Consider the following 12,509-nt stretch of genomic DNA (forward strand, 5'->3'; position numbering starts at 1 on the left):
TTATAACCTTATTGTAAAACGGTTTGTAAAACTTTTCAACATAAAATTATAATGATAATGCTTATCAATTAGAGTGTCAACTTATTTTTGAATTATGTCATAAGATTTTCAAAATACGTAAATGTTATTTCGTTTGGTACAATAGAGTATGTACAAGCATATGGTACCGATATGATAAGGTTAATGAGTAACAGTAGACGTTGTAATCATATTGAAAAAGAATTAAGTTAAATTGGAAAGGGGAAGCGGTAATGCAACTACAATATACTTTATTGTATTGTTTAAAACAATTGAATGGCGAAAGGACCGTTTCTTCTATTTATTATTTATTAAAAGGAAAGAGGTCATCGCAAACATTACAAGATGGGAATATGTTTCAAATTTCTTTTTTGTTTGGGATTTATAAATCTTTGAATAGAGCTGATTATGATCAAGAAGTTGCAAAGTTGGTACAAACGGATTTAGTTCAATCTATACATGAAAATACATACGTAGTAACGACTGCTGGTAACATGCAATTAAACAAATGGAAAGATGACTTTGCTTTTCCGACGTGTTTACATGGTTTACACTATGGTGAAATAGGTGAAACGTTTTGGAAGAGATTATCATTAATCGTTCAAACCATTTCGAATTTACAACAGGTGAATACGAAATTTATTCCAATTCAGCAAGATACAGAAATAATGATGTGGGTGAAACGTTTTCTCACTGGAATACCATATATGAGAAGTGAATTGGCTAAAAGGTTGTGGAAGGAGATGTATACTCTTTTACAAAAAAATAAACCATTAGAGGCGACAATCGTAACATATCGCTTAACGGGCTATAAACGCATCGGTTGTACGTTGCAACAATTAGCGGAAATTACGAAACAAGATGTATTTCGAGTGTATTTTTTATTTTGGGGTACAATTCATTTCATTATTCAAGAAGTTCGTAATAAAGAAAGTGAGTTTCCGTTATTAGCTGAAATTATATCTTATCCAAATGAGAAGGCTGATTTATTTAGCATATCTACGAAAAAAACATATAATCTTTGGAGACAAGGACGCTTTCTGGAAGAAATAGCAACAATTCGGAATTTGAAGGTTGCAACGATAGAAGATCATTTTGTAGAAATCGCTTTACGAGAAAAAGAATTTTCAATTGAGATGTTTATGGAGAAAGACAAAATAGATAAAGTAAAAGAAGTAATTGAGACATTACAAACACGTAAGTTACGTGTCTTGAAACAAGCGGTTGGGGAAGAGATATCTTATTTTGAAGTCCGTCTTGTATTGGCACGGATGGAGGGTATAAATGAAACTTGAGGAATATTTATATAAGTGGTTTGGATATTCTGAATTTCGTCAAGGACAAAAAGAAGTTATTACAGACTTATTAGAAGGAAAAGATGTTATAGCGATGCTTCCGACTGGAAGAGGGAAATCTATGTGCTATCAACTCCCAGGGCTAATGCAAGAAGGAACAGTGCTTGTTGTATCACCACTATTATCTTTAATGGAAGATCAAGTTACACAATTAAAGTATGTTGTGAAAAATCGAGTGATTGCATTTAATAGTTTTCGGACATTAAGTGAAAAAAGAGAAGCGATGAAAAAATTGGCTTTTTATAAATTTATTTTTGTGTCTCCAGAAATGTTGCAATCGGATTTATTAATAAGAGAATTGAAGAAAATTCATATTTCAATGTTTGTTGTGGATGAGGCCCATTGTATTTCGCAGTGGGGGTATGATTTTAGACCGGATTATAAAAAATTAAACGTAGTAATTGAGAACATTGGATCTCCTACGGTACTAGCATTAACAGCGACAGCGACAAAGGATGTACTGCAAGATATAGCAGAGAGTTTAAGTTTAAAGAATGTCTCGCAGCATGCATACTCTATTGATCGTCCAAATATTGCAATGGAAGTGCAATTTGTAGAGACGATAGAAGAGAAGAAAGAAGCACTTTTGGAACATGTGATGTATTTACAGGGGCCTGGGATTGTATATTGTTCAAGTAGAGCATGGACAGAACGTTTAACGGAATATTTAAGAGGAAAAGGCTGTACTGGTGTGGCTTTTTATCATGGTGGTATGGAACATGAAGAGCGTATGTTAATTCAGCAGCAATTTATGAATGATCAATTGCAAATTGTAATATGCACAAGTGCTTTTGGTATGGGAGTAAATAAGTCGAATACGAGATATATTATTCATTTCCATTATCCGACTAATATAGCTTCCTACTTGCAAGAAATCGGAAGAGCTGGAAGAGATGGCGAACCGAGTATAGCCTTTTTATTATGTAGTCCGTTGGATCACGATTTGCCAATTTCAATTATTGAAGATGAATTGCCAAGTAAGTCGCAAATACAATTTTTATTTTCTTTACTACAAGAAAGAATGTTTCAAACGAAAGAATTACCAATAGAAGATGTAGAAGAAATTTGTTATAATGCAGCAAGATTTAATGAACAATATTGGCGTTTCATCCGCTATCATCTCGAACGGCTTGGGATCATACAACGGCGAAAACTAATATTAGAGAGCTTGTCAGATGAAATCATGAACAGATTAATAGCTGAAGTAGAAATAAGATTGCGTAATAAATATAGTGAGCTAGAAAACATGAAGTCATGGATACAAGTTAAAGGATGTAGGCGTGAATATGTACTTCAACAGTTCGGTTATAGAAAAGAGACAGAGTTGAAAAATTGCTGCGATTATTGTGGTATTACAAAAACGGAGTATAAAAAAAGACGAGCGCAACAATCCGATTTCGACTATAATTGGGAAACAGAGTTACAAAAGCTTTTCGGCCTAGAAAAGATGGAGGAATGATGAACATTCAAAGGCATAATGTTGAAGATATGAGTCCGAAAGAAATAAGGCTGAATCTGTATATAACACAGCTAATTATTATTGGTATTGGTTGTTTGCTAGCATATATATTATTTCGAGATACAAAAGAAGTTTTTAGTCTTTGGAAGTGGGAACCTGTACGAATACTTATAGTAGGTAGTTTATTAGCGATTGGTATTGTGTTATTAGATTATGTTGCAATGCGAGTATTTCCAGAGTCTTGGTTTGATGATGGTGGTATTAACGATAAGATGTTTCAAGGAATGTCAGTTATGCATTTACTCGTTATTACGTTCGTTATTGGCTTTGCAGAAGAATTTTTATTTAGAGGTGTAATGCAGACTCATTTCGGAATTATAATAGCAAGTTTAGTATTTGCAGTCTTACATATTCGGTATATAACAAAGCCATTTTTGTTTTGTTTCGTCTGTTTTATTAGTTTTGTCTTTGGTTATGTATTTGAATGGACAGAGAATTTATTTATAACAATCTTTGCACACTTTCTTGTTGATTTTATAATGGGACTCCAACTAAGAAAATAAATGGAAGGTGGTGGTGAACAACATGAGGAAACGAATTCCTGATTTTGAAGAGGAATTAGAAGTTGAGCAAGTGGAAGAAGATGAAAGTTTACCGCCGCGAAGTGAACTTCATAGAAATAAAGAGAAAAAGCAAAAGTTTAAAATGAATCACATTTTTGTCCGAGTATTAACGTGTCTATTCATATTACTACCAATTAGTATTTTATGGTATACGGATAAATATATTCAGGTGAAAAGTGATAGTAGTAATGCTGGTAAAAGTGCGTTTGAAGTAATTTTTTTTGATTCAGCCAAATCTGAAACTCAGAAACAATCTGAGAAGGTGGTAACGCATACTGTGAAAAAGGGAGAAACTTTAGAAAGTATAGCGAAGCAATATTTTTCAGATGAAAGTGGGATTGAAGTTATTAAAAAGTATAATAACTTAGAAGAAGATGAAGTGAGTGCAGGTCAAGAATTAAAAATTCCGATAAAAGATAAGTCCGTAAAACAAGAGAGCTAGTAAATTAAGCAATTCGTAGCTTGTTATAAAAACTGAGGATTATCTTTATGAGTAGGGGAGTAAAAATATGATATGGATTACAATATTAAGTACTCTCATATGTATAGGTATAATATTTCTTCTTGTAATGTATAAAGAAGCGATGCGTAATACGGTATTGGAACATACTTTAGAATTTAAAGAATTCCCGCAAAGTTTTCAACAGATGAATATGTTTTTTATTTCTGATATTCATAGAAGAGTCGTTTCAGATTCGTTAATTGAGCGAATAAAGGGAAAAGTAGATCTCGTTATTATTGGTGGTGATTTAGCGGAAAAGGGCGTACCTTTATCAAAAATCTCTGCAAATATTCAAAAGTTAAGAGCGATAGCTCCTGTATATTTTGTATGGGGAAATAATGACTATGAGATTGAATACCATGAATTAGATGCGTTGCTATTAGAAAATAATGTAAAAGTTTTAGATAATACAAGAGTTGTATTTGAATCTGAGTTAGGAGAGAAAATTTGCTTACTCGGTGTAGATGATGTTGGATTGGAACGTGATCGTTTAGACTTAGCATTGGCTGATTGTAAAGAAGAGGGATTTCGTATTTTAATTAGTCACAACCCTGATATAATAAAAAAAATGTCTGGAAAAGAACAAATTTCACTTGTGTTAAGTGGACATACACATGGAGGACAGATTCGATTATTCCCATCTGAAAAATATTTAAAAGGTGGCGTATATAATCATTCAAATACGACTCTCTTTGTTAGTAATGGATACGGAACAACATTGATTCCACTTCGTTTTCGAGCACCTGCTCAAACACATATTATTACGTTATGTGGAGGGAAATGATGCCAACTCTAAATGGAAAATATAATATAAAAGCTGTTTCGAATATTATTGGAGTTCAACCGAGTACGCTTCGTGCATGGGAAAGGCGATATCAGATTATTGCCCCAAAGCGGAATCAAGCTGGGCATCGATTATATACAGAAGAGCATATTCGAATTTTGAAATGGTTAATGGAGAAGGTTTCTTCCGGTATGATGATTGGACAAGCAGTGCAGTTATTAGAAGGGAATCGTTTGCAGAGTAATGCCCAAAAAGAAATACATTACGATAAAGAAGTTGTTTTAGTGGACGATTTACTACAAGCTTTGTTAGAATTTGATGAAATTACAACTTCTGCATTAATAAATGAGGCTTTTAGTATTTATTCAACAGAAAAAGTTATCACCGGTATTATTCTTCAAGTGACAAACAAATTGTTGACACTAAAAAATAACAATGAGATTGCAATGACGCAATTCCAATATGCCGTATCATTTTTACAAACTCGTCTAGGAATGGTGTATCATAATGCTTCAACGTTTTCTTCCATACACAAAGTAATTGTGTTAGAAAATAATACATTGAAAGGATTTATTTTCTCAATGTATTTACGTTTAAAAGGATATGAGGCGATACATATTAGGACAAGTTTAGAGGGAGATGGCATGTTATTAGCGGTTGAGCAAATACAGCCAAAACATTTATTTGTCTCTTTTGAAAATGGCCTAGAACTGAAAAGGGCGATGAATGTTGGGGATTTATTGCAAGAAAAAAATGAGAACCTTTCTGTTGGGGTTATAGGGGAAATAAGCGCTCGAGATCAGTTGAACATTCAAACAATCCTAATCGGCGATACGAAAGAAGAATGGGATGAATGGTTAAAAATGTTAGAATAGTTGTTCGGAAAGAACCATCTATTTTCTATTTCATATAATAAAAATTAGATTCAATGGTTACGTAGGGAGGGTATGAGATGAGGCTGGAACGATTAAATTATAATAAGATAAAAATTTTCCTAACATTTGATGATTTATCTGAACGAGGATTAACGAAAGAGGATTTATGGAGAAATGCACCGAAAGTACAGCAACTATTTCGTGATATGATGCAAGAAGCAAATAAAGAATTAGGATTTGAAGCAGATGGTCCGATTGCAGTTGAAGTATTTTCTCTACAAGCACAAGGCATGGTTGTAATAGTAACGAAGGAAAATCAAGAAGTGGATACAGATGATGAGTTCCGTGACGAGTTTATTGAAATGCAAGTGACTCTAGATGAGAGCGAGCACATACTTTATGAGTTTGCTACACTAGACGACGTAATTAACCTGTCGAATCGCTTATATAACCTTGGTGTAACTGGCGGAAAGTTATATACATGGGATGGGCGTTTCTATCTTTGGATGGAAGAAGAAGAGCAAATACAATTATTGAAGGCGGATTTTATAGCTATTTTAGCAGAATACGGTAATCCGTCTACGGCAACCATTTACCGTGTAATGGAGTATGGTAAAGAATTAATGGCTTCTCAAGCAATTGAACAAGTATACAATTACTTTGTGAAAAAGCAAAACCTCAGCTAATATAACATAGCTGGGGTTTTGCTTTTTATTTGGATAAGAGGAGTAAGGCTAGGATCAATTATAAATATTTAAACAAACGTTTTCTTAATTAAATATACCGTTTCGCGACGCTGTATTCGAGTGAGATAAAAAATATTTAAATATTTAAGTATTTTACTTTTCTAAAAGCAATAAAAGGACTATAATAATAGTGAAAACGCTTGCAATACGAAATAAGTTGTATATATTTGTTAGCGTTTTCTATTGCATTCCAAATTTAACGGTGTATACTAGGCAATGAAGGTTTACTAAACAAGTGAAATTACAGGGGGTTTACTTACTATGGTAGCCGAAAAGGGAACTCAAACAAAAACACAACAACAAAGGGAACAACATTTTGAACTATTGAATTCGACACAAATTGTTATTAGTGAAGCATTAGAAAAATTGGGTTATCCAAACGAAGTATATGAATTATTAAAAGAACCAATTCGTATGATGACAGTGAAAATACCAGTTCGTATGGATGACGGGACTGTTAAAATATTTACAGGATATCGTGCGCAACATAATGATGCTGTTGGTCCAACGAAAGGTGGAATTCGCTTCCATCCGAATGTAACAGAAAATGAAGTGAAAGCACTTTCGATCTGGATGAGTTTAAAATGTGGTATTGTTGATTTACCGTATGGTGGAGGTAAAGGTGGAATTATCTGTGACCCACGTGAAATGTCATTCCGTGAATTAGAAAGACTAAGCCGCGGTTATGTACGAGCAATTAGCCAAATCGTTGGTCCTACAAAAGATATTCCGGCTCCAGACGTATTTACAAACTCTCAAATTATGGCATGGATGATGGATGAGTATAGCCGTATTGATGAATTTAATTCACCAGGATTTATTACAGGTAAGCCACTTGTATTAGGTGGATCACACGGACGTGAAACAGCAACAGCGAAAGGTGTAACAATTTGTATTCGCGAAGCTGCAAAAAAACGCGACATTGATATTAAAGGTGCGCGTGTTGTTGTTCAAGGGTTCGGTAATGCGGGTAGCTTCTTAGCTAAATTTATGCATGATGCAGGTGCGAAAGTAATTGCAATTTCAGATGCTTACGGTGCATTACATGATCCAAATGGATTAGATATTGATTATTTATTAGACCGTCGTGATAGCTTCGGTACAGTAACAAAACTATTCAATAATACAATTTCAAACAAAGAATTGTTAGAACTTGATTGCGATATTTTAGTTCCAGCTGCAATTGAGAACCAAATTACAGAAGAAAATGCTAATAATATTAAAGCAAAAATTGTTGTTGAAGCTGCAAATGGTCCAACAACTTTAGAAGCAACTAAAATTTTAACAGATCGCGGAATTTTACTTGTTCCAGACGTATTAGCAAGTGCTGGTGGAGTTACAGTATCTTACTTTGAGTGGGTACAAAATAACCAAGGTTACTACTGGACAGAAGAAGAAGTAGAACAACGCTTAGAAAAAGTAATGGTAAGATCATTTGATTCTATTTATGAAACAGCACAAGTTCGTAAAGTGAACATGCGCTTAGCAGCTTATATGGTTGGTGTTCGTAAAATGGCTGAAGCAAGTCGCTTCAGAGGTTGGGTATAATATTATATCGTGAAAAAACGTGATTCCTTTCGAGGGAATCACGTTTTTTTGTTGGAGTATTAGTGTGAGGTGTTGTATATGGAAAATGAAATGATGGAACGAGTAGAACAATTAGAAGAAAAGGTTAAGAGCTTAGAGGGAGAACTCTCAAGAACGATGAAAGCCCGAAAAACAAGTGTCGTTCGGATGTTCGGAGAAGGCTTATTGTTTTTAATATTTGGTGTGGTTGTAGTAGGGCCGATAATCGCTTTTATATTCACGATTATTACTTGGCTTGTTGAAAAATAAAATAAAAAAATAAAAGAACGCTTGTTCTGTACGAACAAACGTGCTATACTCTCCTTAGATAAACAAAACGGAAATGATTTTAAGGAGAGATAAATGATGAAAATGACAGTAGACCAAAGATTTATGATGCCAGCAGATGTTGTAGAACGAGTGGAAGTATTACGAAACAAAAAAAGTAAGCGTGGCACATTATTACAATCAGTAAATAAATTTTTCGGCTTAGATACGAAAGAAGATTGTGTTTGGTTTTACGGTTTTTATGGAGTCGCTGTAAGTATTTTGTTATTTATGGTGTTCACATCAAATATTTTCGATTTTCTCTTCGTGTAAGAAATATGCGATAAGGACATTGCTACCGAATACATATATAAGGAAGTAAGGTAATTTTCTAAAGCGGGAGTTGGTAGTAATGGCGATGTTTCCTATAGAGCGTAACTATATTGGATATGGAAGTTCACGACCGGGAATTCCTCTTTCTAAAGTAAGGTTTATTGTAAGTCATGATACAGGAAATCCTGGTAGCAATGCAATAGGAAATCGGGATTACTTTAATGAAATACAACCGAAAGCTTCGGCGCATACATTTATAGATGACAAAACAATATTGGAAATTGTTCCTATAAATGAAGTTGCGTATCATGTTCGATATGGTGTGTCGACGGATAATGACTTATATGGTTATGATGCGAATAAGGCTGCCATTGGTGTGGAACTTTGTTATGGCGGTGATGTTAACTTTTGGGAAGCGTATACGCGTTTTACATGGTATCATGCTTATTTATGTCAAAACTTTGGCTTGAATCCGAAAAAAGATATCGTATCACATAAAACACTTGATCCAGCTAGAAAGATTGATCCTGAAAATGTATTAGGGAAACAAGGTATTAAATTTCAACAGTTTTTAGCAGATGTCTATCGGATGTACGTTTCGTTTAGATGACAAACGTATGAAAAATGAATACAATAAAGATAGGTGCCTACTGTTGTAAGTAGGTTTTTTCTTGTTTTTATAAATAGTGCAGAGGTAGAAGACTAGGAGTGAACCGAGTATGCAGAAAGAAACAGCTATCATAATTGGAGGCGGTCCGTGCGGATTAGCAGCAGCAATTTCGTTGCAAAAGGTAGGGATTAATCCGTTAGTAATTGAAAAAGGAAACATTGTAAATGCGATTTATAATTATCCAACTCATCAAACATTTTTCTCCTCTAGTGAAAAATTAGAAATTGGTGAAGTAGCTTTTATTACCGAAAACCGTAAGCCAGTTCGAAATCAAGCACTTGCGTATTATCGCGAAGTAGTAAAGCGTAAATCTGTACGCATAAATGCTTTCGAACGAGTAGAGAAAGTTCAAAAAGATGGAGAAGTTTTTAAGGTTGAGACGACGAAACGTGACGGACATAAAGAAATATATATAGCGAAATATATTGTTGTAGCCACTGGATATTATGACAATCCAAATTATATGAATGTTCCAGGTGAGGAACTGAAGAAAGTAGCTCACTATTTTAAAGAAGGACATCCTTATTTTGATCGAGATGTAGTAGTTATAGGTGGAAAAAACTCAAGTATAGACGCTGCGTTGGAACTTGTTAAAGCAGGAGCGCGTGTAACGGTACTGTATCGTGGAAGTGAGTACTCGCCGAGCATTAAGCCGTGGATTTTACCGGAATTTGAGGCGTTAGTACGAAACGGTACAATTCAAATGCATTTTGGGGCTCATGTGAAAGAAATTACTGAACATACATTAACGTATACCGTTGATGACGGGGCATTTACAATCCAAAATGATTTTGTATTTGCGATGACGGGTTACCATCCTGATCATAGTTTCTTAACGGAGATGGGCGTTCGAATTGATGAAGAAACTGGGCGTCCGATTTATACAGAGGATAGAATGGAAACAAACACTGAAAATATTTTCATTGCAGGTGTAATTGCCGCTGGGAATAATGCAAATGAAATATTTATCGAGAACGGTAGATTTCATGGAGATGCGATTGCGCAAACCATTGCGTCGAGAGAAAAATAAAAAGAAGCTGTCGAAAAATTCGACAGCTTTTTTTATTCGTGCATAAACATATTTTGGATTGTTTCATGTGATTTTGTATTCTCTAATGCGACTAGTAATTTAATACGTGCTTTTTGAGCGTTTAAGCCGTATGTGAATATAACGCCCATATCTTTTAATTGTTTGCCGCCACCTTCATATGAATATACGTCTTGAACGATACCATTGAAGCAACGTGAAACTAATACGACTGGAATTCCTTTGCTTATTAATCGTTCTAAACTAGGGAGTGTACGTGGAGGCAAATTACCTTGTCCAAGCGCTTCAATGACAATTCCGTCAACTGGAAGGTTTTCAATTGCTGCTAACAATGTATCATCCATACCAGCATATGCTTTTAGAACAACTACGCTTTTAGAGATGTTATTTACTGTATACGTTTCATGATGTACTAAAGCGTGATGGAAAACAACACCACGTTTTGTTACCGTTCCAATTGGTCCATATTGTGGACTTTGGAATGTTGCAACATTACTTGTATGTGTTTTCGTTACATTTGTAGCGCAATGAATTTCGTCGTTTAATACGACTAGAACACCTTTTTCTGCAGCTTCATTACTGCTAGCTACTTTTACAGCTGATAAGAAGTTATATAGACCATCAGCACCTAATTCATTACTAGAACGCATTGCGCCTGTTACTACGATTGGAATAGTTGCTTTGACTGTTAAATCTAGGAAATATGCGGTTTCTTCTAATGTATCCGTACCATGCGTAATGACTACGCCATGAATGTTGTCTTGTTTTACTCTTTCATCAATGATGACTTGTAATTGTAACATCTCGCTTGGTGTCATATGAGGAGATGGTAGATGGAACACATCTTCAACGATTAAATCAACATCGCCTTCTAAATCAGGAATGAATTTTAAAAGAGGATTTTTTTCTCCTGGTTGTACGACCCCAGTTTCTTTATCTTCCTCCATTGCAATTGTTCCACCTGTGTGTAAAACTAGGATTCTTTTCAATGCTTATACCCCTTTCAAGTTGAAAAATACATTTAGAACATAACATGTTTTGAGTAAATTCGACAATGAAAATGTATAAAAGCATGCTTGGAATATGACAATAAATTTAATTGCGCTATGTACGTTGTATAAAATCATGAAATGTAATGTGTAAGTATATGGTGGGAAGGAGTGGATATCTTGAAGAAGGTGGAGAAAATTATCATTCGTATATTAATAATTCAATTTATTTGTCTTTGTGTTGTGCAATTGTTATTTATACATAAGTCATCAATAAAATATCTATCTAAAATTGTTTATTATGAAGGTGTCGTCGCGAAAAATAAAGAAGAAATCTTACAGGTGAGTAGGTAGTTTTCGTTTTCTTCTAGGAAGGATTATGCTACAATAATTGAGGATTTAATGACGTGAAGCAAATGAGAAGAAGCAGGGATGAATACCTGCTTTTCGTTTTGTTTTATAAGTGAAAAAATGAGGTGTTACAATGGATAAACGAATTTCAATTGCTATAGATGGTCCAGCAGCTGCTGGGAAAAGTACAGTTGCAAAAGTTGTGGCAAAGAAGCTTTCTTACGTTTATATTGATACAGGCGCAATGTACCGTGCTATTACATATGCAGCCCTTGAACAAAAAGTGGATATTGAAAATGAAGAAAAGCTAATGGAAGTTGTAAAAAATGTGAATATTGAATTTCAACAAGGAGAAAATACACAACTTGTATTTTTAAATGGACAAGATGTTTCGGAAGTTATTCGTACGCCTGATGTGACGAATCGAGTATCTATTGTGGCAAAGCATCGTCTTGTTCGTGAAGAAATGGTTCGTCGTCAACAAGAATTAGCGGAAAAAGGCGGCGTTGTAATGGATGGCCGTGATATTGGTACACATGTGTTACCAGATGCTGAAGTGAAAATCTTTATGCTTGCTTCTGTAGAAGAAAGAGCGGAAAGAAGACATTTAGAAAATATAAATAAAGGTTTCGATTCTAATTTAGAGCAGTTACAAGAAGAAATTGCTCAGCGTGATAAATTGGATTCAGAACGCGAAGTTTCTCCTCTAAAAAAGGCTGATGATGCATTGGAATTAGATACAACTTCTTTATCAATTGAAGAAGTCGTCCAAAAAATTATGGGTATTGTTTCAGGAGTATTTGCGAAATAAAGAAAGGGGATTATCCTCTTTCTTTTTTTGTTTGTATAGAAATGTAAAGGATACGTGAATTGTGAGTCTCTTTCCTTGACAAATGAGCCGATTTATAAGAAGTTAGTTAAAG

15 protein-coding genes are annotated in these 12,509 nt (G+C 34.5%); 14 read left to right on the forward strand and 1 reads right to left on the reverse strand.

Features of this window, described 5'->3' with window-relative positions:
• The first annotated feature begins 251 nt into the window (after positions 1-251).
• From F0362_RS07635 to F0362_RS07690, 12 genes are all read left to right on the forward strand, one after another.
• Complete coding sequence (locus F0362_RS07635; RefSeq protein WP_001176982.1) at positions 252-1,313, forward strand: YpbB family protein; 1,062 nt, start codon at positions 252-254, stop codon at positions 1,311-1,313.
• The gene (locus F0362_RS07640) at positions 1,303-2,832 is read left to right on the forward strand and encodes a RecQ family ATP-dependent DNA helicase (RefSeq protein WP_000762984.1); all 1,530 of its coding nucleotides are present in this window, start codon (positions 1,303-1,305) and stop codon (positions 2,830-2,832) included. The genes F0362_RS07635 and F0362_RS07640 overlap by 11 nt, the downstream gene beginning before the upstream one ends.
• The gene (locus F0362_RS07645) at positions 2,832-3,395 is read left to right on the forward strand and encodes a CPBP family intramembrane glutamic endopeptidase (protein WP_001025773.1); all 564 of its coding nucleotides are present in this window, start codon (positions 2,832-2,834) and stop codon (positions 3,393-3,395) included. The genes F0362_RS07640 and F0362_RS07645 overlap by 1 nt, the downstream gene beginning before the upstream one ends.
• A gap of 22 nt (positions 3,396-3,417) precedes the next feature.
• Positions 3,418-3,897, forward strand: coding sequence for a LysM peptidoglycan-binding domain-containing protein (locus tag F0362_RS07650; RefSeq protein WP_001231536.1), 480 nt, complete (start codon positions 3,418-3,420; stop codon positions 3,895-3,897).
• Positions 3,898-3,964: 67 nt separating this feature from the next.
• The gene (locus tag F0362_RS07655) at positions 3,965-4,741 is read left to right on the forward strand and encodes a metallophosphoesterase (RefSeq protein WP_000637912.1); all 777 of its coding nucleotides are present in this window, start codon (positions 3,965-3,967) and stop codon (positions 4,739-4,741) included.
• The gene (locus F0362_RS07660; RefSeq protein WP_001142655.1) at positions 4,741-5,616 is read left to right on the forward strand and encodes a MerR family transcriptional regulator; all 876 of its coding nucleotides are present in this window, start codon (positions 4,741-4,743) and stop codon (positions 5,614-5,616) included. Before F0362_RS07655 ends, F0362_RS07660 begins: the two co-directional genes overlap by 1 nt.
• A gap of 77 nt (positions 5,617-5,693) precedes the next feature.
• Positions 5,694-6,302 (forward strand): genetic competence negative regulator, encoded by a 609-nt coding sequence (locus tag F0362_RS07665; RefSeq protein WP_001235404.1) that lies wholly within the window; start codon positions 5,694-5,696, stop codon positions 6,300-6,302.
• A gap of 321 nt (positions 6,303-6,623) precedes the next feature.
• The gene (gene gudB / locus F0362_RS07670) at positions 6,624-7,910 is read left to right on the forward strand and encodes an NAD-specific glutamate dehydrogenase (protein ID WP_000225171.1); all 1,287 of its coding nucleotides are present in this window, start codon (positions 6,624-6,626) and stop codon (positions 7,908-7,910) included.
• Between the two features lie 78 nt (positions 7,911-7,988).
• Positions 7,989-8,198 carry a hypothetical protein gene (locus tag F0362_RS07675; protein ID WP_000426777.1) on the forward strand — a complete coding sequence of 70 codons (210 nt, stop codon included), beginning with the start codon at positions 7,989-7,991 and terminating at the stop codon, positions 8,196-8,198.
• Positions 8,199-8,291: 93 nt separating this feature from the next.
• Complete coding sequence (locus F0362_RS07680) at positions 8,292-8,528, forward strand: DUF3961 domain-containing protein (RefSeq protein WP_002038314.1); 237 nt, start codon at positions 8,292-8,294, stop codon at positions 8,526-8,528.
• Positions 8,529-8,607: 79 nt separating this feature from the next.
• Positions 8,608-9,138: a peptidoglycan recognition protein family protein gene (locus F0362_RS07685; protein WP_001240651.1), complete on the forward strand. Its 531-nt coding sequence runs from the start codon at positions 8,608-8,610 to the stop codon at positions 9,136-9,138.
• A 109-nt stretch (positions 9,139-9,247) separates the two neighbouring features.
• The gene (locus F0362_RS07690) at positions 9,248-10,228 is read left to right on the forward strand and encodes a YpdA family putative bacillithiol disulfide reductase (protein WP_001168501.1); all 981 of its coding nucleotides are present in this window, start codon (positions 9,248-9,250) and stop codon (positions 10,226-10,228) included.
• Between the two features lie 32 nt (positions 10,229-10,260).
• On the opposite strand, the gene ansA is transcribed toward F0362_RS07690, so the two are convergent.
• Positions 10,261-11,235, reverse strand: coding sequence for an asparaginase (gene ansA, locus F0362_RS07695; protein WP_149889725.1), 975 nt, complete (start codon positions 11,233-11,235; stop codon positions 10,261-10,263).
• Between the two features lie 180 nt (positions 11,236-11,415).
• Here ansA and F0362_RS30505 point away from each other — a divergent pair, with 180 nt between their 5' ends.
• On the forward strand, positions 11,416-11,589 hold the full coding sequence (locus F0362_RS30505) for a DUF5359 family protein (RefSeq protein WP_000754950.1): 174 nt from the start codon (positions 11,416-11,418) through the stop codon (positions 11,587-11,589).
• Between the two features lie 130 nt (positions 11,590-11,719).
• Positions 11,720-12,397 (forward strand): (d)CMP kinase, encoded by a 678-nt coding sequence (gene cmk / locus F0362_RS07700; RefSeq protein ID WP_000361259.1) that lies wholly within the window; start codon positions 11,720-11,722, stop codon positions 12,395-12,397.
• Positions 12,398-12,509 lie beyond the last annotated feature (112 nt).

The sequence above is a fragment of the Bacillus sp. BS98 genome (assembly GCF_008432245.1).
Taxonomy (GTDB): domain Bacteria; phylum Bacillota; class Bacilli; order Bacillales; family Bacillaceae_G; genus Bacillus_A; species Bacillus_A toyonensis.